The organism is Janthinobacterium sp. SUN128 (assembly GCF_030587275.1).
GTDB lineage: Bacteria > Pseudomonadota > Gammaproteobacteria > Burkholderiales > Burkholderiaceae_D > Janthinobacterium > Janthinobacterium lividum.
Genome location: NZ_JAPWHY010000001.1, coordinates 2,495,166 through 2,517,060, shown reverse-complemented (window position 1 = coordinate 2,517,060; position 21,895 = coordinate 2,495,166). Strand labels below are relative to the sequence as shown.

Here is a 21,895-nt window from a genome sequence, read left to right as displayed (position 1 = left end):
GCGAGAAGCCGGATCAAAGTCAATGCATTTATATGATGGCAGAGTCTCGCTAAGCAGGTAGGGTGGTTCAGGCCGCCTTGCGCCTGGCGGGCGGCGGCTTGCGGGCGGCGGACGAGGCCGCGCGCTTGCGGGCCTGCGCGGCGGACGCTTTCTTGCCCAGGCTTTGCTGCAGCAGGGCGACCAGGTCGATCACGTTGCTGCCGTGCTCTTCTGCTGGCTCGGGCGCGGGCGGCGTGATGGTCTTGGTCTGCTTGGCCTTGACTTTCTTCTTGACCAGCGCCAACACGTCTTCGCGGTAGCTGTCGTGGTATTGCCCGGGTTCCCACGCTTCGCTCATGCCTTCCACCAGCGACAGGGCCATCTTGAGTTCCTTGTCGGAAATGCCGGCCGATTTCAGGGTGCTGCCGGGCAAGTCCAGGTCGTCTGTGGGGCGGATTTCATCGGCGTAGCGCAGGGTGTTGAGCACGATGGCGTCGCCCACGCACACGAGTGCGCACAAATGCTGCTTGGTGCGCATGACCACGCTGGCGATGCCCACTTTGTTCGCCTTGCGCAAGGTTTCGCGCAGCAGCGCATAGACTTTTTCGCCGCCCTTGGCGGGCAGCAAATAATACGGGTGCTCGTAAAAGGTCAGCGGCACTTCAAGCGCATCGACAAAGGTCAGTATGTCGATGGTTTGCGTAGCCTTCACATTGGCTTGCCTTAAATCTTCCTCGGACAGCACCACGTACTCATCCGTCTTGTATTCATAGCCCTTGATGATGTCGTCCCACTCGACTTCCTTGCCCGTCTTCTTGTTGTAGCGCTTGTAGCCGATGGGTGAAAAGTCGCGCCGGTCCAGCATGGACAAGTCCAGTTCATGGTCGAGGCTGGCTGAAATCAGCTCGACGGGGATGTGCACAAGGCCGAAGCTGATGGCGCCTTTCCACAGTGCGCGCGCCATCGCCTAGTTCCCCACGCTGCCGGTGATGGGCAGGACGATGCCGCTGATATAGCTGGAACAGGCGGGCGAGGCCAGGAAGACGTAGGCGGGCGACAGCTCTTCCGGCTGGGCCGGGCGGCGCATGTCCGTGTCCTGGCCGAATTTCTGGATGTCCTCGGGGCTTTTGTCCGCCGGGTTGAGGGGCGTCCAGACCGGCCCGGGCGCGATGGCGTTCACGCGTATGCCCTTGTCCAGCAAGTTGCCGGCCAGCGCCATCGTAAACGCATGGATGGCACCCTTGGTGGTGGAATAGTCGAGCAAGTGCTTCGAGCCTTGCAAACCCGTCACGGAGCCCGTGTTGATGATGGACGCGCCGCGCTGCAAGTGGGGCAGGACGGCCTTGGCCATATGAAAGTAGCCGTAGACATTGGTTTTCATGGTGAGGTCGAAGCGTTCCTCGCTCAGATCCAGCAAGGATTCCGCATGTTCCTGGAAGGCTGCGTTGTTGACCAGCACGTCGATGTGCGTGAACTTGTCCAGCACCTGGCTGACGGCTTGCTGGCAAAATCCCTGGTCGCGCACGTCGCCGGCAATCAGGAGGCAGCTCTGTCCTTCCGCTTCCACGTAGCGCTTGGTTTCGTGGGCGTCCGCGTGTTCGTTCAGGTAAATGATGGCGACATCCGCCCCTTCGCGCGCGTACAGCACGGCCACGGCGCGGCCGATGCCCGAATCGCCGCCCGTGATGATGGCGACCATGCCGGCCAGCTTGCCGCTGCCGCAGTAGTCGGGCGCCAGGAAGCGGGGTTTCAATGCCATCTGTGCTTCAAGGCCGGGCTTGTCCAGGTGCTGGGCGGGCAGGGGAGGCGTCGGCTGGTTGCGGTGGCCCGTCTGCACAGGCGGCTTGCTTGCCTTGCCTTGCTTGGCGGCATCGCGCTGCTTGTCTTCCTGATCCTGCTCCTGCTGTATGCTGCGCTGCAAGTTACCGGCGGACTGGTCCTTGTTCTCGTTCATGCTGGCCTCCCTGGAAACGAAGATCCAGTATCGGCGCGGCAACCGCATCAAACGGTGCGCTTGCTAACAGAGTGGCGCAAACAGGCGTAAAGTTATATGATGATTGACATAAATGTGGGAGGGCAGCATGAAGGTAAGCAGGGAACAGGCGGCGCTGAACCGCGAGCGCATCGTGGAGGTGGCGGCCAAGTTGTTCCGCGAAAAGGGCTATGACGGCATCGGCGTGGCCGATTTGATGAAGAACGCGGGCCTGACGCATGGCGGTTTCTATGGCCATTTCGCGTCCAAGGAAGACTTGATGATCGAGGCGTGCCAGCATGCCCTGGAGAAATCGCTGGCAGGCTGGCAGGCAAAGGTCGCCAGCGACCCGCAGCGGGCGCTGCCGGCCATTATCGACAATTATCTGACCACCCGGCACCGCGACCAGCCCGGCGGTGGTTGCCCTGCGGCGGCCATGGGCGTCGACGTGGCGCGCATGTCGCCCGGCGCGCGTCCCGCGTTTACGGCGGCCACGCAGCAGCAGTTCGCCTTGCTGCAGGGATTGCTGCCCGACGGCGTCCCGGAAGAGCGGCGCCAGCAGGCGATAGCCACGTTTGCCGCCATGGTGGGGGCCATGGTGCTGGCCCGTTCCGTCGATGACGAAGCCCTGTCGGTGGAAATCCTCGATGCCGTGAAGGCGCAATTGCTGCAAGAGTGAACGCGTTCCCCCTGTCAGCCGGCCTCGTCGCATGATAGGCTTCGGTTTTCAGATTTCGGGATCATCCATGCTGCTCTGGCTCAGGCAATACCGGCGTCCTCTGTTGGCCGGAGACATCACTGCCGGTATCGTTGTCGCCATGATGATGGTGCCGCAAGGCATGGCTTATGCGCTGGTGGCCGGCTTGCCGCCCGTGGTGGGCATCTATGCCAGCATCTTGCCGCCCGTGCTGTACGCCCTGTTCGGCAGCAGCATGACGCAATCGGTGGGCCCCATGGCCATCGTATCCCTGATGACGGCCGCCGCCCTGGCGCCGCTGGCCGACCCCGGCTCCTCCTTGTATATCGTCCTGGCCGCCCAGCTGGCCTTCATCAGCGGCCTCGTCCTGTTGCTGTGCGGCGTGCTGCGCCTGGGCTTCATGGCCAGTTTCCTGTCGCGCCCCGTGATCAGCGGTTTCAGCAATGGCGCCGCGATCCTGATCATCTGGGGCCAGATCACGCCCTTGCTGGGTGCCACCTGGCCCCACTGGCATACGCCCAGCCTCGTGCTTGGACTGTCCGGCCTGTTGTTCCTGTGGCTGGCCAAGCGTTATCTGTCGCGCCTGCTGCAGCGTTGCGGCCTGAACCAGGTGGCGGCCGACGTGGGCGCGCGTCTGGCGCCGATGGCGCTGGTGCTGGCCGGCATCGCGCTGGTCGCCTATGGCGGCCTGGAAGCGATGGGCGTGCAGACGACGGGTCACGTGCCCAGCGGCTTGCCGGGCCTGAACCTGGCTACCTCGAGCGCCCATTGGCGCACCCTGCTGTCGCCTGCGCTCCTGATCGCCTTCATCATCTTTTTGATGAGCATGTCCGCCGCCCAGACCCTGGCGCAAAAACGCGGTGAAAAGCTGCAGACCAACCGCGAACTGCTGGGGCTGGGCGCGGCCAATGTGGCCAGCGCGCTGTCGGGCGGCTTCCCCGTCACGGGCTCGATTTCCCGCTCGGCCGTCAATTTCCAGGCGGGCGCCAACACGCCCCTGGCCAGCATCATCACGGCCGGCCTGCTGGCGCTGGCGCTGGTGGCGCCCACGGGCTGGCTGGCCCTGCTGCCGCTGCCCGTTCTGGCGGCCACCATCATCTTTGCCGTCAGCAGCCTGCTGGACTGGGACACCTTGAAACTGTCGTGGCGCTACGACCGCAGCGATGCGCTGGCCCTGCTGGCGACGACGGCCGGCGTGCTGGTGCTGGGCGTGGAAGCAGGCGTGGTGATCGGCGTGCTGTTGTCGATGGGCACCCTGATCTGGCGCGCCAGCCGCCCGCACATCGCCGTGCTGGGGCGCATCCCGAATAGCGAACACTTCCGCAACGTGGAGCGCTATGAAGCGCAAACCTTGCCGGACGTCTTGCTGTTGCGCATCGATGCGGGCCTGTTCTTCGGCAACGTCGAAGCCGTGACGGAGCGCGTGGAAGACGAGTTGCGCGGCCACCCGACGGCCCGCCACCTGGTGCTGGTGCTGTCGGCAGTCAACCAGATCGACAGCACGGCCTTGCTGGGCTTGATCGAACTCAACAGCGCGCTGATCAAGCGCGGCATCAGCCTGAACCTGGCCGAAGTGAAAGGGCCCGTGATGGACCGCCTGCGCCAGAGCAGTCTATTGAAAGACCTGAGCGGCAAGCTGTACCTGAGCACGGCCCTGGCGACGGCCGATCTAAGTGGGGAAAAAGCATGACGATGGAACTGAATCTGCACGGCGAGCCGCGCGTGGTGGATAGCATCCTTGCGCTGGAGCAAGCGCTGCATGAGGCGCGCGCGCTGGCGCAGTGCGAGCTGTGGCTGACCTTGGCCACGAACGCGGAGCAGGGCCCGGCCCTGTGCATGTTGCGCAATGGCGGCAATGCCTGGCTGATGTATCTGTCGGGGCAGGACGACCTGAGTTTTCACTCGCTGGGCGACGAGGAGGCAGACGGTGCCTGCAGCTATCTGCTGACCAATGGCCAGGTGGACGAGTATCCCGAGGCATGGTGCGTGGACGTGGAACAATGCCAGTGTGCCTATGCCGAGTTTTTCAGGACGGGCGGCGCGCGGCCGGCCGCCATCGCGTGGGAGGCGGATTGACATGCCGCAAACCATCATCGCCGATATCGACCGGGACTTGCTGGCCGCGCTGGACGCCAGGGCAGGTTTGCTCACGCTGCGCGCCATCCTGCTGCGTTACAAGGCCAGCGGCGTGACGGCCGCGCAAGTTGCCGCCTTGTTGCAGGAATTGCGTCCCGCCACGCAGGAAGGGCCGCTGGAAGACGTGATACTGGACGCCCTCGACATGGTGACTGGCTGGTGCACGCCGCAGCTGCGGGTATGGGACGGGGCAGGAGACGAGCATGCATCCTGACAAGTTCAAGCAGGTGGCTGGGTTGCCGTCCGCCGAGCGCCATGCCTACTTTGTGCGCAAGGCAGCCGATACGCAAGAAGTGTGGGGCTTGTACCGCGATGGCTGGGCCACGGCGCAAGTCGACGGCAAGGTTGCCATCCCGTTCTGGCCGGAAGTCGCGTTTGCGCAGGCGTGCGCCAGCGGCGACTGGGAATATTTTCAGCCGTGCGCCATCGCGCTCGGCGATTTCCTGGCCAAGTGGCTGCCCGGTATGAACCAGAATGGCCAGCTGGCTTTCGTTTTCCCTGTGCCGCAAGGCAGCGCCAGCATCGCGGCGTCGGCTGATTTACTGAGGGATTTGCAACATGAATCAGAGCAATATGAATGAGGGCAAGGAGCGCCTGGACGCCTGGTACGACGGCTCGGCCATCTGCCTGATCGCCGTCGGCGCACAAGGGGACCCGCTGGACCTGGGCGGCGACGAAGTGCGCGCCCTGATCGCGAAGCTGCAGCACTGCCTGGCCGAGTCCGAAGCTGCTGCGACGGAGGACTGACGGCTCAGGCGCCCGCCAACGCCTTTTCCATCGCCACGCTGGCCAGGCTGATGCCGCTCGGGTGCGCATACGCTTGCTCGCGCAAGGCTGTAAAGCCGGCAGCCGCGTAAAACGGCACGGCATTGAGCGACGCGGACAGATGCAGACGCGCAATGCCGCGCCCGCGCGCCAGTTGCTCCAGCGCCGCCAGCAGGCGCTTGCCGATGCCGAGTCCCGCATGCGCGGGATCGACAAAAACGGCGTCCACTTCCTGCTTGTCCGCATCGAGCATGGCGTAACCGGCAATGATCTCGCCCTGCATCGCCACGATGCCGCCACCCGCAGCCAGCATGGCGGCATAAGAGTCCGGCACGGGCGAGGCCGTCCACACAGTAATTTGCTCCGCTGCATAGTGCGTGGCGCAACTGATGCGCACAGCCACCGTGCGCAGGGCCCACAGGGCGTCGATGTCGTCGGGCAGGGCGGGGCGCAGGGGAATGGGCATGGGCATGGAAGCCTTCCGGGCAAAAGGACCATGCTAGCGCAATGGCTTGCATCACGCCAGCAAGAGTGCTTGCCACGTTTGTCCAGCCATCACTGCGCCGGCTTGTCCGGATCGATGTAGTACGAACCCGGCGGCGCACCCGGCACTTTCACCCGGAACTTCAGGCCGGACAGCAGCTTGTCCCACAAGGCGATGGCTTCGTCGTCGCTCAGCGATGCGGTGTCGGCAGCGCCGACCATATTGTGGGCGACTTTGGTGTACATCTTGACTTCCAGTACGGACGGATTTGCGATGTCTTTCGGTTTGCCTACCAATGCCCATTCAAAATCATGGACACCATCGGTACGCCGTATCAGCGACTCTTCGCCTTTCCAGTGTTGAACGGTACGTTTGCCTTCGCGTAGCAAGGTGCGCTTGGGATAGTTATTGCGTTGAATTTCTTTTGCATCTTGTATGCGACTGAGTAGTGATAGTTTTCCACGCAACCTTGATTCAAATTCTGTCGAAGGGTAGTCGCCATATGCATCTTTATTTGAACTGATGGAGATAGTAACATCTGGCAAGCTGGGTAAATAAATTCCTACGTCGTCTATTTCTTGATATTTATACTGATTTTCACTCAGGAATCCATGCTCTACGCAAAGTCCTGGTGTGACCGGAATTTCTTCCGTATCACGTAAACGCAGACTTTTTGCTTGAAGGAGTTGTCTTTCCGCTGTTGCTCTTTCGGTGTCGCCATTGCCGACAGCATCACCTATCGCAAATATGAAATCCCCTTTATTTATTAAGGTTCGATAAATTATAAAATTATCTTCTTTGGCTGAGCTGCTAGTGTAGTATCGAAGTTGCCAACTGTTTTCTATTGGACCATTGCCATTGTAAATAATTTCAGGGGAAATATTAAGGGATTTTATTTTTCTTAAATCAATTTCTGCTTAGTGCTTTAAATTATTCGGGCCTCCTTTAAATAAATCCACTGCCGAGTTCCCGATTATTAATTCTGCTTCGTTGGGTAGATTTAATAGATATCTGCCAAAGCATAGTTTTTTTGTGTTCTGGAACAGGGTTTCTATTTTTCTTTTTTGAATTGTGGTTCCGTTCATTTTTTTTGCCCCATGTATTTTTGGCAGGTGATTCTCATTTGCCGCTGTTTGGATTGATATTATTAAAATGATGAGTATAAGTATTTTTTTATAATTTTTCATAATTATTCCCATTTTGCTGTTTTTGCAATTTGCACAATTGAATAAAGCATAGACGCTAGGACATGTGGATGAGTATAGCTATTTTGATGTTCATATCCAGTTCCAGCTTTCTCCCCATGGAGAAATTTTTTTCCAGGTATGTGTTTCGCTGAGCGATCCGATGGGACGGTTTCATCGCCAGCAGAACTTGCTGGTTGTAATTTTAGCTTCAATACACGTGTTCCCGCTTGTATAGTGAGATTGCCTTTCGCATCATCACTCAGCAGCCTCCATTTATTTGGCGGGGGCGTCGCATTTTCTGGATGGTTTATTTTTTTTATTTCTAATCCTTCAATAACCTTGAGCGTAATTTCTCCATAACTTAGGAACTCTTTTGATGCGCAATAACTAGCGTATGTGTTTGGATGAAATATTTTATCTATTTCCCTTAATAATGCAGAGGCATCTTTCAATCGTTGCATGACATTGCTTATGCCTCCTCCTTTGTTAATCGGAATATTTGCCGGGTTCACCCACGAAGGATTTATGAGCCTCCACCAAGCATTCGCAGGTTGCAGGTAAATACCCTCCAGCGCGCTTTCCTTATCGCGTGGCCAACTCCAAAGTAATTTATCACTTACGTCAACAACTTTGAGCCATTCTTGACCATATGCCGTGCCGGGCATCATCTCTAGAGGTGCTTGCGTATTTGCGAGAATCGCGGTGGCGTGTTCGCCGTCGATGCCGAGAACTTGGGCTGCGAGTGTATTTAATGGGCCGCTCTTTTCCTGAAAACCGAAACGCATGCGTTTGTATGCACTGGCGGCTCCTAATGTAGGCATCACGTTATGATATATTCCAAGTATTTTTACAATTTTATCATTAAGCATATTTCCATATTTTGGATGCATTAAAGCCCTGGCGAGCAAACCTCCCATGCTGTGCGTGATGAGAATGACTTCACTGCATTTAAAGCCACATTTCTGATAACCTATTACTATGCCGCGTATGCGTTCGGCAATAACGGCGGCAGAAATGGCATTGCTCTGTAGGAAATTGTATCCCAACGCATGAACCGGATACCAGCATGGAGAAATCTTTAACATATCAGAATTGTTAATTGCTGTTCCGGAGGAGGCGCCAAATTCTTTTGGATCTTTTATTATAAGCTTCGCAATGGATGGGTGGGATTGTTGGCCATATGAATATCTGCCCGTTGTTTGATCGGAAGGATCAATTTTCCAATGAGGTAAAATTTGCCCATTTTTTACTATATTATTCATGAAGAATTCTGTCTTTTGAAGCATTTCTCCATATGCGCCGGCGAAAAGAACTTCGCTCCATCCTCGCCATCGTGCAATATGTGCTGGCGTTTCACGTATCTCACGGGGAATAAATCTTCCTGTTACTCCAGGTTTCTGAATGGAATCTACTTGTGCATTTTTTTTGGAGCTAACAGAAATCAATGGTGGAACTCCAGGAAAATCGTCAGGAACATTGTTGTGGCGTACGTCGGATCCTTTGGTGATATCTCCACCTGGAAAGAAACGTTCATTTTCAATTGAATATTGATAGTACTCAACTTCAGTTTCGTTCGGGTCAAAAGCCAATTGTCGATCTCTTGGGGATGCACTCCTGAACCAACCACCTAGACCGCTACCAGTTGCAACCGCCAAATTTCCGGATTTGTCTACCATGTCATCAGGCCTCCATGATCTGTTATCTGGTCGCTTCAGATCATATTGACGTTTTTTTGTTATTCTTAAGTTGCTACCCATAACACCCGGTAGAAATATGATAGGAATTATTTTCTTAGGTGGAATAATTACGTCATGACGAATCGTATCTTTTATTTCAGTCATATTGACGGTGTATTCAGCCCATCCGCCAACACTCTGCCTAAACTCGCCTTGGTGATTGCCGTGTTCATTCAGATCCATATCGTCACTCATGGAAGTTCTCCCTTGTAGCGTATTGTGTAGCTATCCATGCTGTCCCCTTTCTGTACTGGGGTGTGTCCACCACTGCTACTCTTTTCGCTGATTCTGTGACCATCTTCGCGTATTAACTCAAAGGCTATATCGGGGGCGGGTGTGCCGTCGACTTGCAGCAGTCGGACAGCCTGATCAAAACTGCTGTGCGGCCTCTCATTGAATTCCTGCGACACGCTCTTCGGCGCCAATGTTTCCAGATTGCCGTTAAAGAGCACGGGAGAAGAGGTGAAGAACTGCACCTTGTCGCTGATTTCCAGCATGTGGTTGGCGCCGTGCAGGCGTACGCCTTTTTTGCCCTTGATGTTGACCCAGTCCGCTTCGCTGATCAGAGACAAGACTTTCTGGGCGAGGATTTCCACCTCGTCGCTGTGGGCCTGGATGGACACCTTGCCGCTGGCGGCGATCAGTTTCATGCCGGCCTTGTGCACGAACAGGCTGAAGGTCCTGGCAATGCTGGCAAACATGCTGTCGCCGCTGGCGAGTGAAATATGCTTGCTGCTGGAGAGCGCCACATGCTCGCTGGCGGCGAGGTGGATGGACTGGGCCGTGCTCAACTCGATGCCGGCCGGGCTGGCCAGCAGCAAATGCGGTTCGGACAGTTCCGGGAAATCGCCGCCGGCGCCCTTGATTGCGGCGTTTTGCCGCTGGATGGACTCGGCGACGGCGCCTTGTTGTGCTGCGCTGTCTTGCGCGCCCGCGTCGACAGCCATGCCGGCCAAGCCTTGCTGCAGTTGACGTGCTTGCGCCAGACGGGCCTGTGTTTCGTCGAGTTGCTTGACGGAGCCGCCGCCTGCCGGTGTTTCGGTGGTGATCAGCATGCCTTTGGCCGCGCGCAGGGCGCCCCAGGCGCTGCTGGCCAGTTCAAAGCCCACGCCGCGCGCTTGCTTGCGGCCGGCATTGTCGTCGATGCGGGTGATATTGCCCAGTGAAAGCCGGCTGTCCTGGTGTTCGCTGCGCAGCTGCGCCTGGATCGCACCCTTGGTATCGTCGAGCACGAGATGGTTGGCGCTGCGGGCGCCCAGTTCACGGCTGCGCAAGCCGGACAGGGCACGCTGCTGCGGCAGTTGCCACGGCGGCGGATTGGCGCTGTTGTAGACCACGCCGATGACGATAGGGTGGTCGATATTGCCGTCCTGGAACTGCACAACGACTTCCTGGCCCACGCGCGGCAAGGCGATGTGTCCCATTTGCTGACCCGCCATCGGCATCATGACGCGTATCCATGGCGAGCTGCGCTCATCGAATTCACCCAGACGATCCCAGTGAAACTGCAGGCGGATGCGTCCCAGTGCATCGGTATGGATTTCCTCTCCGGCCGGTCCGACCACCAGCGCCGTCTGCACACCGGCAACCACGCACGGTGTGCTGTTGTAGCCAGGACCCGGCCGCCAGCGGATGTCCCGACGCACGCACACCAACTTGTTGACATAGTGGGAAGGTGTGCCAGGGCCAAGCTGATAATTATTGCTGGCGCTATGCACGACTGACAGGATCAGGTACTCGCGTTCGGCGATATTGTCCGGGCGCTCCTGGCCAGGCTGGCAGCGTTTTTCCTCGGCGCTGAAATGTCCATCGAGCCGGAAGCAAAGGCCAGGCTGTGCGCCACGGTGATTGCCGGCCGCCTCGAAATACTGGCGCAAATGGTCGCTTTCTTCCATGCGGCGTTGCGCCAGGGATTCTCCCTCGCCGATATTCTTATAGCCATATGCGCCCGTGTTTTCATATAGCTCGTGGGCAAATACATCACCCTGGCGATTCAGGGAGTAGCCGCTGGCAAGGCGCGGCTGGGGATTTTTATAGTCGAAACTGGCCAAGGTCAGCTGCCCGGAGCCGATCCGGCGCACGGCTTGCCACTGTTGCAGGCCATCGTCTTCCATGGCACCCGATTCGGCGTGAAAACGCATGGCTCCGTCTCCGGACGCCGTGGCGACCATGTCCGCCAGGGTGCTGTTGTCCGCGAGCCACAGCGTATGGCCATCGGCGCGGTGTTCGTACCAGTAATGCCAGCCCAGCGCCTCCCAGCGCCGGTGCAGGTGGTTATAGTCGGTCTCATTGTGCTGGTTGGCGCAGGTGATCTGCGGATCGTCCCCATGGATGCTGGTTTTCCAGTCGCGCTGCTCGTAGTGTGCGAACGTTGTTTCGGTCAGCTGCATCACGCTTTGGCCATGAAAGGACACATTGTCCTGGCGCAGCCGGGCGAAGGCCAGCCATGGTTGCAGCACCATGCGGTACCACGCAAAGCCGCCATCGGCGCGCAGCAGGCAAAACTCGCCCACATAACCATTGAAGTGGCGCAGCGTGCCATCGTCGCGCACCATGGAAATGCTCACCATGCGGCCCATCATGGCCTTGAGCGCAATATGCGCGTCATCGGACAGCAGTTCGGCCTCGAAACGGAAGTCGCGCGACACCTCCTCCCTGGCAGTCAGCGAATTGACCAGCAGGATGGCGCCGGCTGGCCCATCTTCATGGGGGAAATCGATCTTCAGCAGGCGCCGTTCTTGCGCGGCGAGGTCGAAGGCCGACAGTGCCGCCTGGATGCTTGCATGCATGGCCTGCCTCCGTTACAGGGATGTGATCAGGTGGGCGCCGCAGGCGGTGGCATCGCCGTCATAGGCGTACGGCTTGCCCATGTGTTTTGCGCCGGCGCCATCCGGCGTGATCGGAAAACTGCCCTTGCACTTGGGGCAGAACGTTGTGTCGTCAGCCAGCGCCGCAGTCTTCCCCATCACGGTGCTGCCGGACGATGCGCTGGTGACCTTGCCGCCGTGATCGGTTGCGTCTCCGAGCCGGATGACGCCGCGTCCCGCATGTTTCATGCTTGCCTCGCTTTCCATGAGTGAAGTACTCAAGCCAGTTGCAGCAAATAACGCACTTCGGCGTCACGTACCTTGCCTTGTGCTGACTGCAAGAACGTCGTCCAGCCCAAGCGCCGTCTTTCTGAAGGGTTGGAGCTCAGGAGCAGGGGAGTAATGCATGGCGGACTCAATATCAGCCGCACTTCATATTGCAAGTCTGGTACGACGAACAGCGCCAGCATCTTTGCCAAAGCCGCCGCGCCTGTGCTGCGCGGCAGAAAGCGTTGCAGGCCAGCAGCATCCAGCGGACCGATATGCAGGCACACGCGCATATCCTGGCGCCACAGCCGCAGGCCAAGCGTTGCGCCGCGCGCCAGGGTAAAGTTGACACTGCCCAGCAGGCTGCGCCTATCTTTTTCAAGATAATCCCAGCCGCCGACAAATTGTTGCAGGGTGACGGGTACGGCGCAGTACTCGGCCAGCACGGGGCCGATTGCTTGCGCGGAGACGGGGCGGCAGCGCAGCAGACCCGCGTACCAGGCCGCGACATCCTGCGTCACAGCATCAGTTTCTCCGTTCGACGGCAGTGCAGTGCGCTGCACGCCGGCCAGTGCCATCAGCAAAGGTAGTTGCGCATCCGTTGCCTGGGTCTGGAGCGTGGATTCCAGTCGATACTTTTCCCACGCCTGGTAATACAGAGTGAGCATGCGGTGCGAAAAGATATCGAGGAAGGCCGGGACGCCGGCGTCTTTGCTCGACAAGCGGTGGCCGGCGATACGTTCCGAATGGTGCAAAGGCAAGGTACCTCCGATGCCCAGAAAGCGCATGAACGTCGGTATCAAGGTCAGCTGTTCATTGTCGTCGAGTGAAAGCTGTTCGATTTCACTGGCGGGAAAACTCAATGACAAGCTGTTCTTGAAACGCAACACCTGGCCAAAGGCTTGCGCATGGGACACGTTCTGCTGACGTAGCCAGCACAGCAGAATACGTATTGCCTGCACGAATTGGTAGCGGTACGGCTCGGCCAGCAAGTGGTGCATTACACCAGATTCTGCAGTCCGCTTCTTGGTTTGCATCGGATCAGCTCCTCTCCGCTTTGCAGTGACAGCACCACCAGTTCGATGAAACTGTTGATTTGCACATATAGCCCAAGGAAGTGATCGATCACCTGCACAAACAGGTGCATGCTGCTGCCGACGAACGCCCCCTCGTCAAGCGTGATGCGCACCTCCACGCCATGTGCCAGCGAGGTGCCGCGCTTGTGCCGCAGCCAGGTCGTGGTCGGCAAGTGCGTCAGTGCGACGATGCCGTCGATCTGGCGTTGCGAGCTTGCCGATTGGGACAGGTCATACAGTGTCAGCATTTCGCGCAGCGCCGGCAAGCCCTCCTGGACCAGCGCGTGATGATTCAGCGTCAGGTGCGAAATCAGGCGCCAGTGCAGGCCCGCGCCCGGTGAAAAACGTCGCGGCTGGCTGGGGCGTCGCAGCATGTGCAATGCGGGTCCGCCGCCGCACGGTTGCAAGTCTCCTTGCGGCTGGCCATATTTGAGCGATAGCGGAAGATCGCGGTTACTGCATGTCAGCGACAGCGACAAGCTGGCCTTTTCATGGATCAAGGGATTGAAGTCGCCATCGACCAGCGTGATTTTCTTTTCATGGCCAGGACTTTTGATGGCCAAAGCCATGTCGTGGCGAACGATCCAGTAATGGCCTTGTTGCGCCGCGCTTTCGCCATGGCGCAGGCTGTACAGCGGGCGAAATTCGGTCAGCGTGCTTTCCCCTCCCCGCTGGCGCAACAAACGCACCGTATCGACAGTGACGACTTCGTAACCATGGGCATGGGTAGCATGGGCCAGCACGGCGTAGTCGGCTTTCTGCCGGGTGATGGCGATCGGCACGCCTTCCTGGCGGAAAAGATTGACCGCCGGACTGCAGCCCAGCCTTAAGTTTTCGCTGGAAATGCTGGACAACATGCGTGCCGCAGCGCAATCGGGTCGCAAACCTGCCATGCACAGATGCAGGGTAAAGCGCTGGCACCCAGGCGGCAGGGCCGTACTCAGCGTCGCGATATCGATGTCGAAGAAATTGAATTTTTCCGGATACGCAAAATACTCGCTCAGGATGCGGTAGGCCGGCTGGGAACGGGCACCGAAAGGTATCAAGGCATCCGCGTCGGCGAAGCCGACGGGCGTCAAGGGCACGGCGGGTAAAGCAAACCATTGCACTGCGTCGATGGACACAAAAGCGCAGACTGCATGCATGAACAAGGCATCGCGCAATGCGGCGGAAAAAGAAGCTTCGCCATCGATGAAAACGCGCAGTGATGCAGGCGCTGCGTCGAGATGCCGGATGCCGATGTTCAGCGAGGAACTGGCTTGTGCCGGCAGGCGTATGCCTGCCGGCGCCTTGATCATCGTATCGAAAAACGTGCTTTCCAGTACCGATGCTCCTGTCGTCATGCCGTAGGCAGTCTTGAAGCGGCAGCGCACGCCGCGCACGGGTGTTGCGTCCATTTCACTGCCCGCCGGCAAGTGCAATACGCCCGCTCCAGCGGCGGGGACTGACTGGTGAACGATGGTGCACGATGGAAAGGGGCGCAGATAATGGGGGAACAGGGCCTCGAACAAGGCTTCGGTAAATTGCGGATAGTCGTCATCGAGCCGTTTCGAGATGCGTGCCGCCAGCATGGCCACCGATTCGATCAAGTGTTCGACATGCGGATCTTCGCAAGACTCGCCGGACATGTGCAGTTTGCCGGCGATTCGCGGATAGCGTTCGGAGAACTCACGGCAATGTCGCCGCAGCATCACCAGCTCGCGTTCGAAATACGGCAGCAAGTCCTCCATCTCTCTTTTCCTGTGTCTTTGCGGCGGAATGGCCAGTATCCGAGCGTTTGCTCAAAGGTAAATTGCGTTTGCGCAAATAATTGAATAGGGTTACTGCGCAACATCAAAGACGTCAACGCTGGCAACATCAGACTGGCAAGGCAGCATGATTCCAACGGTCAACATGGAGAACGCGATGACATTGCCATCCAAATTACTTTGGTCCGAAGGACTGGCCATCGGTCCCCAGCAGTTCCAGCAACTGGACCGCTACCATGAAGCGCGCCTGCAACGTCTGGCCTCACTCATTAATCCACATTTATGGGGCGTGCACAGCGTCAGCTGGAATGCGGATGCACTGGCCAACAACACCCTGCGGGCGGACGCCATGTCGCTCGTCTTTCAGGATGGAGAGCTCTTTGACGCGCCGCTTGGCGATGTATTGCCCAGTGCGGTTGACCTGTCCAAGCTACCTTCCAGCGAACATAGTTTTACGTTCTATGCCGCGCTGCCCGCGCTGCAGGCACATGGCGGCAATTCGAGTTCTGCCGGCGCGCGCTATGTTCAGGTGGATATCGAAACCCCGGATCTGTATAGCGAAGCAGTCAGCATTGACGTGGCTTACCTGAAGAAACGCGTGTATCTTCTGTCGCAACTGGAGCCCCTGAACGATTACCTTGCCATTCCGCTGATCCGTTTGTACCGCGCTGGCAATGGCGGCTTTGAAGTCGATACGTCCTTCATTCCACCTGGCCTGACCATCAGCGCCGAGTCTTCTCTGCAAAAAATGCTCGAATCGCTGATCGACCGCATGGGCGCGAAAGTTGAGGCGCTGTACAGCCGCCACCGTCAGCCCGGTAAAAATACGGTTGAATTTCATGGCGGGGATGTTTCCTCATTCTGGATGCTCAATACATTGAGTACGGCCAGCGCCACGCTCAGCCATTGCGCCAGTTATCGGCGCCACCATCCCGTATATTTGTTTGAAAAATTGATGGCATTGGCCGGTGGCTTGATGACGTTTTCGAAAAAATACACACTGAGCGACTTGCCGGCGTATTGTCACGATGACGCGGCTCCCGGTTTCGGCAAGCTCGATGGCATCATTCGCGACCTGATCGATACTGTGCTGCTGTTGCGCTACTTCCCGATTGCACTGTCCAACGACATGCAACAAAACACCCACTATCACGGCTTGCTCGATGCCAAGCGGATTGACCGGCAGACTGAACTCTGTCTTGCGGTAAACGCCGATATGCCGGCGCTGGAACTGGTCGCCACGGTGCCATTGCAGTTCAAAGTTTCCTCTCCGGACACTATCGAACTATTACTGGGGCGGGCGCTTCCGGGTGCCGAGTTGCGTCATATGGCCCAGGTCCCTGCCGAAGTGCCAGTGCGGCCCAATACGTATTACTTTTCGATCGATAACAAGGGCAGTATTTATGACAGCATGATCAAGGCCCAGGCGATTGCGATTTATGTGCCGTCTGGCATAAAAGGGTTAAAGCTGGAATTGTTCGGTATCAGCGGCACCGCCGCGTAACGATGGTGGACGCTGCGAGCGGTTGTCTTGTCAAAAGATTGCCCTAAGGAATAGACTTGCCCCTGCAGTTGACGTTATCATGTTTTTGTAAGTGTCGGTGGCTGAGCAGTCAGCGCATAGTTGAAACATGGTGACAGGCGGGAGTGAGCATGGGCATGGCGAATGATGCGTGATGTGCCGGGCGGCTGGCGGCCTGGCGGCGGGATGGGCAGGGCAGCGGTGCGTCGCTGTGGCCGCGCATTGCTGCTGGCGTTCTGTGTCGCCGCAGCCCCGGCCGCCGTGCCGGCTGCGACGCCGGCCGCTGCGCCGCCGCACCAGGGCCAGCGCGTGCTGTTTCTCAACGCCTACGATTACGGCCGCGCCGGCGTGGAGTCGTACACGCGGACCTATGTGGCCGCCATGGCCGCTGCGGGCCTGGCCAGCGAAGACATCATGGTCGAGCACCTGAACCTGAATACCCAGGGCGACCCGGCGCTGCGCAACGAGATGCGTGATTTGTTGCTTTTAAGATACACCCAGATGATGGGCCGCAAGGCCGACCTGATCATCGCCATGCAGCAGCCGGCGCTCGATTTTTTATTGTCCGACCTGGCGCCGCTGGCGCGCGGCGTGCCCGTGCTGGCGATTAACACCTCGGGCAAGGCTTTGCCGGCCGGCAGCCCGGCATCCATCTGGCAGCAAAAGGCGAATGTCGATTTCCCCGGCACCCTGGCGCAAGCCATGGCGCTGTTCCCGGAGACCAAAACCATCGTCATGGCCGTCGGCGCCAGCGAGGCCGACCAGGCCTTGAAGCGCAACATGCAGCAGGCGGCGCAAGCGTGGCAGGGCAAGGTGGCCATGCGCTACCTCGATGACCTGACCCTGGAGCAGATGCGCGCGGCCGTGGCGCACCTGCCCGCCGATACCTTGCTGGTGGCGGGCAACGTCAACCGCGATGTGGACGGCGCCATCGCCACGCCCGTGCAGTTTGCAGGGGAACTGGCGCGGCTGGCGAACGTGCCCGCGTTCGGCATGTACAACACGAACGTGGGCAAGGGGATCCTCGGCGGCTCCATCCTGCACATCGAAGGGGCCGCGCAGCAGGTGGCGCAGATGTCGCTGGCCGTGTTGGCCGGCAAGGCGCCTGCCGCGCCGGGCGCCTTGCTGCCGCCGGTCCGCCCGGTGCCCATGTATGACTGGGAACAGCTGCAGCGCTGGGATGCGGACTTCAGCCGGCTGCCGCCGCACACCCTGTTCTTCAACCGCCCGCCACAGCTGTGGCACGAACACCGCGTCGCCGTGCTGTCGGCCGGCGCCGTGTTTCTCGCCATGGCATGCATGCTGAGCGCCTTGCTGCTGCAGCGCCGCCGCTTGCGCCGCGCCGAGAGCGATGCGCGCGAAAGCGAGCAGCGCTTCCGCATCCTCGTCGAGCATGCGCCCGAAGCCATCGTCGTGTATGACCTGGACCTGGACCGCTTCATCGACGCCAACAGCAGCGCGCAGCGCATGCTGGGGATGTCGCGCGAAGCGCTGCTGGCGCGCGGGCCGTTCGACCTGTATACCGGCGAGCAGCCCGATGGCCTGCCGCTGGGACTGATGATGGAAGAGCATCTGCGCCGCGCCATGCTCGGTGAGCCCATCCTGGTTGAACGCAATGTGCGGCGCGCCGACGGCAGCATCTTTCCCTGCGAAGTGCGGCTGGTGCGCTTGCCGATGGAAGGGCGGCGCCTGGTGCGCAGCGGCATCGTCGACATTTCCGAGCGCAAGCAAAGCGAGCAGGAGCTGCTCGGCTACCGCGACCATCTGGAAGAATTGGTGCAGCAGCGCACGGCGGCCCTGTCGGTGGCCGTCACGGAGGCCGAATCGGCGAACCGCGCGAAAAGCGTCTTCCTGGCCAACATGAGCCACGAATTGCGCACGCCCTTGAATTCCGTGATCGGCTTTTCGCAGATGATGGCCGATTCGAGCAGCATGTTCGAGGAAGAAAAGCATAACCTGGCCATCATCAACCGCGCCGGCCACCATTTGCTGACCTTGATCAACGATATCCTGGAATTGTCGAAGATCGAGGCGGGCCGCATGCAGCTGCAAGCGGGGCCCGTGGACTTGAATGGCTTGCTCGACGAGGTGCTCGAGATGGTGCGCATGCGCTCCGGCGACCAGGGCATCGCGCTGCGGCTCGAACGTGCCGGCGTGCCGCCGCTGGTGCGTCTCGATGGCGCCAAGCTGCGCCAGGTGCTGTTGAATTTGCTGTCGAACGCGCTCAAGTTCATCGAGCAGGGCAGCGTGACCCTGTCGCTGGCCTGCCAGGCGGACGGCGATGGACAGGTGGCGCTGGCGTTTGCCGTGCGCGATACGGGTAGCGGCATCGCGGAAGAGGATCTGGAGCGCATCTTTGAACCGTTCGTGCAGGCCGACAGCGCCGTGGCGCAGGCCGGCACGGGACTGGGGCTGACCATTTCGCGCGAATTCGTGCGTCTGATGGGCGGCGAGCTGCGCGTCGAATCGACCCTGGGGGCCGGGTCCCGCTTCAGTTTCGAGCTGCGCGCGCCGGTGCTGCAGCAGCCGGCCATCGCGTCGCTGGCGCCGGGCCGCGTGGCGCGCCTGCCGCCAGCCCAACGCGGGCGCATGGTGCTGCTGGTCGACGATGACGATAACTGCCGCAAGCTGCTGGCCGGCTTGCTGGCGCCGCTGGGCTTCCAGCTGCACGAGGCGGCGGGCGGCGTGCAGGCACAAGCCATGCTGGCGGCGCAGCGCTACGACATCGTGCTCAGCGACTGGCGCATGCCGGACATGGATGGCCTGGCGCTGACGCGCTGGCTGCGCGCGCAGCCGGCGCTGGTGCAGCCGCGCCTGGTGATCATGACCGCCTCCGCCTTCGAGGAGGAAAAACAGGAAGCGCTGGCGGCCGGCGCCGACGGTTTCCTGCGCAAGCCGATCGAGCAGGAGCACCTGTTCGCCATGCTGGAGCAGCAGCTGGGCGTGCGCTTCCAGCGTACTGCCGCCGCGGCGCCGCGCGTGCCGGTGGCTGTCTTTGACTTGCAGCAGGCGCTGGGCCAGCTGGGCGCTGCCGAGCGGCAGGCGCTGCTCGAATCCGTGCAGGCCCTCGATCTGCGCCGCAGCGCCATCGTGCTGGCCGGCGTGGCGACCAGCCTGCCGCAGCTGGCCGCGCATATCGCCGCCATGCTGGAACAGCATCAGTACCAGCCGCTGTGCGTCTTGCTGGCGCAGCTGGCGAGCGAGCCGCAGGGCGAGGACGCATGACTTTTCACTTGCCTAAAGACGCGCGCCTGGGCGGCGTCTCCATCGTGCTGGCCGTCAGCGTGGCGCTGACCTTTGTCGTCACCGCGCTGCTGCTGGTGTTTGCCGTGCTGTTTTACCAGTCCGAACGCGAGCAGCGCTGGCAGCAGCTGCATCGCAGCCTGGCCGTGAGCGCGGACCAGCTGGCCGTGGCCATCGAACTGCCATTGTGGAATCTCGATGAAAAGCAGATGCAGGCCATCATGCGCAGCATGCTGGGCAAGCGCGACCTGGTGGCCAGTTCCCTGACGCCGGGCATCGGCAAGGAGGCGCTGGTCTTGCGCCGCACGGCAAGCGGCGCCATCGACAGCTTTTCCTCGCTGTCCGCGGAGCCCGACTGGCTGGTGCAGCGGCGTCCCGTGACGATGGGCGGACAGGTCATCGGCAGCGTGGCCGTGTATGCGACGCCGGCGCTGCTGCACGCGCAGCTGCAGCAGCGCGCGCTGGGCATCGGCGCCATGATCGTGGCGCTCGACGTGATCCTGGTGGCCAGCGTCTGGCTGCTCATGTGGTGCCTGATGCTCAAGCCCCTGAAGGCGATCGGCCAGTATGCGGCCGGCATCAAGGCGGGGCAGGGCGAAGCATTCGGCACGCCGCCGAAAGCCTGGTTCCTGGGCGAACTGCGCACGCTGTACCGCTCCATCCGCGACATGGTGGCACTGCTCGACAGCCGCTACCGCGCCCTGCAGCGCAGCGAGGAGCGCGTGCAGATGGCCACCGGCGCGGCCAGCATCGGCATCTGGGACTGGAACGTCGTCAACGATGCCTTGCAGTGGGATGAACAGATGTACGCGCAGTTCAAGGCTGATGCGGACAGCAGGATGGCACCCGCGGCGATCTGGCGCGCGGCGCTGATGCCCGACGACGTGCCGGCCGCCAAGGAAGCCCTGCGCGCCGCGCTCGGAGCCGGCCAGGCGTTCACGCACGAGTACCGCATCCTGTGGCCCGATGGCGCCATCCGCTACATCAAGGCCGATGCCGTGATCTTCCGCGACGGGCAGGGCCAGCCCATGCGTCTGGTGGGCTCGAACTACGACATCACGGCGCACCGCGAGGCCGAACTGGAACTGCTGCGCCACCGCCATCACTTGGAAGAGCTGGTGGCCGAGCGCACGAGCGCCTTGTCGGTGGCCGTCAGCCAGGCGCAGGCGGCGAACCGCGCCAAGAGTACCTTCCTGGCGAACATGAGCCATGAATTGCGCACGCCCTTGAATTCCGTGATCGGCTTTTCGCGCCTGATGGCCGCCTCGCCCAACATGCAGGACGATGAAAAGCGCAACCTGGCCATCATCCACCGCTCCGGCAATCATCTGCTTACCCTGATCAATGAAATCCTCGAACTGTCGAAGGGCGAGGCGGGACGCCTGCACGCGCAGACGGCCGTGGCGGCGCTGGCGCCCCTGTTGCAGGAAGTGATGGACATGCTGGGCATGCGCGCCGAGCAGCAGGGCCTGGCCCTGCGCCTCGATTGCGCGGACCTGCCTGCGGCCGTGGTGCTTGACGCGACGCGCTTGCGCCAGGTGCTGCTGAACCTGATGTCGAACGCCGTCAAATTTGCCGGCGGCGGCGAAGTGACCTTGCGCGTGCGCGCTGCGCGGCGCGATGGCGATCAATGGATGCTGTCGTTTGCCGTCAGCGACACGGGCATCGGCATCGCCCCGGAGGACCAGCAGCGCATTTTTGAACCCTTCGTGCAGGCCGACAGCGCGGGACCGAAGGATGGCACGGGCCTGGGCCTGGCCATTTCGCGCGAATTCGTGCAATTGATGAAAGGCGAACTGACAGTGGAATCGATGCCGGGGCAGGGCGCCACCTTCCGTTTCAGCATTCCCGCGCAGGCGGCGGAAGCGCCTGTGCAGGTGCCCGTGCCGCTGCCGGCGGCGCTGGTGCCCGAGGCGCCGCCGGCGCTGCGGGCGCGAGACTTGCAGTTGCTGCCAGGTGAAGAGCGAGCGGCCTTGCTGGTGGCGCTGCGCGAATTGAACTTGGCCAGGGTGGCGCTGCTGCTGGGTGACTTGCCGCCGGCGGCTGCGCCCGTGCTGGCGCCGCTGCAAGCCATGCTCGACCAGCATCAGTACCGCCAGCTGTGCGACTTGCTGGAGAGTGAGGGCGCGCCGGCGCACGCTTGAAAAGTGTGGGCTGACAACATCGGATTCGATGAAAAGACGGGCTAAGTGCCACCGATGGATGGTGCTAAATTGCAATAAAGATTATGATGATGGTACGTAGTTCATCGCAAAGAAATGTCTTGTCCAGCGCGG

General features: G+C 60.2%; 19 protein-coding genes. 9 read left to right on the top strand and 10 right to left on the bottom strand.

What is annotated here, in order from left to right:
- Positions 1-67 precede the first annotated feature (67 nt).
- Both O3297_RS11370 and O3297_RS11365 read right to left on the bottom strand, forming a co-directional pair.
- On the bottom strand, positions 68-943 hold the full coding sequence (locus O3297_RS11370; protein ID WP_305048724.1) for a Ku protein: 876 nt from the start codon (positions 941-943) through the stop codon (positions 68-70).
- A gap of 3 nt (positions 944-946) precedes the next feature.
- Positions 947-1,933, bottom strand: coding sequence for an SDR family oxidoreductase (locus O3297_RS11365; protein WP_305048723.1), 987 nt, complete (start codon positions 1,931-1,933; stop codon positions 947-949).
- Between the two features lie 127 nt (positions 1,934-2,060).
- Here O3297_RS11365 and O3297_RS11360 point away from each other — a divergent pair, with 127 nt between their 5' ends.
- From O3297_RS11360 to O3297_RS11335, 6 genes are all read left to right on the top strand, one after another.
- Positions 2,061-2,630: a TetR/AcrR family transcriptional regulator gene (locus O3297_RS11360; protein WP_151096355.1), complete on the top strand. Its 570-nt coding sequence runs from the start codon at positions 2,061-2,063 to the stop codon at positions 2,628-2,630.
- Between the two features lie 67 nt (positions 2,631-2,697).
- Positions 2,698-4,338, top strand: a complete 1,641-nt coding sequence (locus O3297_RS11355; RefSeq protein WP_305048722.1) for a SulP family inorganic anion transporter — start codon at positions 2,698-2,700, stop codon at positions 4,336-4,338.
- Positions 4,335-4,724, top strand: a complete 390-nt coding sequence (locus tag O3297_RS11350; protein ID WP_305048721.1) for an Imm1 family immunity protein — start codon at positions 4,335-4,337, stop codon at positions 4,722-4,724. The genes O3297_RS11355 and O3297_RS11350 overlap by 4 nt, the downstream gene beginning before the upstream one ends.
- Before the next feature lies 1 nt (position 4,725).
- Entirely contained in the window at positions 4,726-4,998 is a 273-nt protein-coding gene (locus tag O3297_RS11345; RefSeq protein ID WP_092605765.1) for a hypothetical protein, read from the top strand.
- The gene (locus tag O3297_RS11340) at positions 4,988-5,365 is read left to right on the top strand and encodes a DUF2750 domain-containing protein (protein ID WP_305048720.1); all 378 of its coding nucleotides are present in this window, start codon (positions 4,988-4,990) and stop codon (positions 5,363-5,365) included. Before O3297_RS11345 ends, O3297_RS11340 begins: the two co-directional genes overlap by 11 nt.
- The gene (locus O3297_RS11335; RefSeq protein ID WP_305048719.1) at positions 5,343-5,531 is read left to right on the top strand and encodes a hypothetical protein; all 189 of its coding nucleotides are present in this window, start codon (positions 5,343-5,345) and stop codon (positions 5,529-5,531) included. Before O3297_RS11340 ends, O3297_RS11335 begins: the two co-directional genes overlap by 23 nt.
- Before the next feature lie 4 nt (positions 5,532-5,535).
- On the opposite strand, the gene O3297_RS11330 is transcribed toward O3297_RS11335, so the two are convergent.
- From O3297_RS11330 to tssF, 8 genes are all read right to left on the bottom strand, one after another.
- A complete protein-coding gene (locus tag O3297_RS11330) occupies positions 5,536-6,021 on the bottom strand; it encodes a GNAT family N-acetyltransferase (protein WP_305048718.1) in 486 nt (161 codons plus the stop codon).
- An 83-nt stretch (positions 6,022-6,104) separates the two neighbouring features.
- Positions 6,105-6,677 (bottom strand): T6SS immunity protein Tli4 family protein, encoded by a 573-nt coding sequence (locus O3297_RS11325; RefSeq protein ID WP_305049658.1) that lies wholly within the window; start codon positions 6,675-6,677, stop codon positions 6,105-6,107.
- Between the two features lie 273 nt (positions 6,678-6,950).
- Positions 6,951-7,220, bottom strand: a complete 270-nt coding sequence (locus O3297_RS11320) for a hypothetical protein (protein WP_305048717.1) — start codon at positions 7,218-7,220, stop codon at positions 6,951-6,953.
- 2 nt (positions 7,221-7,222) lie between these two features.
- Complete coding sequence (locus O3297_RS11315; protein ID WP_305048716.1) at positions 7,223-9,151, bottom strand: hypothetical protein; 1,929 nt, start codon at positions 9,149-9,151, stop codon at positions 7,223-7,225.
- Positions 9,148-11,745 (bottom strand): type VI secretion system Vgr family protein, encoded by a 2,598-nt coding sequence (locus O3297_RS11310; RefSeq protein ID WP_305048715.1) that lies wholly within the window; start codon positions 11,743-11,745, stop codon positions 9,148-9,150. Before O3297_RS11310 ends, O3297_RS11315 begins: the two co-directional genes overlap by 4 nt.
- Positions 11,746-11,757: 12 nt before the next feature.
- Positions 11,758-12,045 (bottom strand): PAAR domain-containing protein, encoded by a 288-nt coding sequence (locus O3297_RS11305; protein ID WP_370385398.1) that lies wholly within the window; start codon positions 12,043-12,045, stop codon positions 11,758-11,760.
- Positions 12,042-13,067: a type VI secretion system baseplate subunit TssG gene (gene tssG, locus O3297_RS11300; protein WP_305048714.1), complete on the bottom strand. Its 1,026-nt coding sequence runs from the start codon at positions 13,065-13,067 to the stop codon at positions 12,042-12,044. Before tssG ends, O3297_RS11305 begins: the two co-directional genes overlap by 4 nt.
- Positions 13,031-14,836 carry a type VI secretion system baseplate subunit TssF gene (gene tssF / locus O3297_RS11295; RefSeq protein ID WP_305048713.1) on the bottom strand — a complete coding sequence of 602 codons (1,806 nt, stop codon included), beginning with the start codon at positions 14,834-14,836 and terminating at the stop codon, positions 13,031-13,033. Before tssF ends, tssG begins: the two co-directional genes overlap by 37 nt.
- A 145-nt stretch (positions 14,837-14,981) precedes the next feature.
- Here tssF and tssK point away from each other — a divergent pair, with 145 nt between their 5' ends.
- The 3 genes from tssK (at position 14,982) to O3297_RS11280 (ending at position 21,763) form a co-directional block, all read left to right on the top strand.
- Positions 14,982-16,358 (top strand): type VI secretion system baseplate subunit TssK, encoded by a 1,377-nt coding sequence (tssK, locus tag O3297_RS11290; protein WP_370385397.1) that lies wholly within the window; start codon positions 14,982-14,984, stop codon positions 16,356-16,358.
- Between the two features lie 162 nt (positions 16,359-16,520).
- Positions 16,521-19,601: a PAS domain-containing hybrid sensor histidine kinase/response regulator gene (locus O3297_RS11285; protein WP_305048712.1), complete on the top strand. Its 3,081-nt coding sequence runs from the start codon at positions 16,521-16,523 to the stop codon at positions 19,599-19,601.
- Complete coding sequence (locus O3297_RS11280; protein ID WP_305048711.1) at positions 19,598-21,763, top strand: HAMP domain-containing sensor histidine kinase; 2,166 nt, start codon at positions 19,598-19,600, stop codon at positions 21,761-21,763. Before O3297_RS11285 ends, O3297_RS11280 begins: the two co-directional genes overlap by 4 nt.
- The last annotated feature ends 132 nt before the right edge of the window (positions 21,764-21,895 follow it).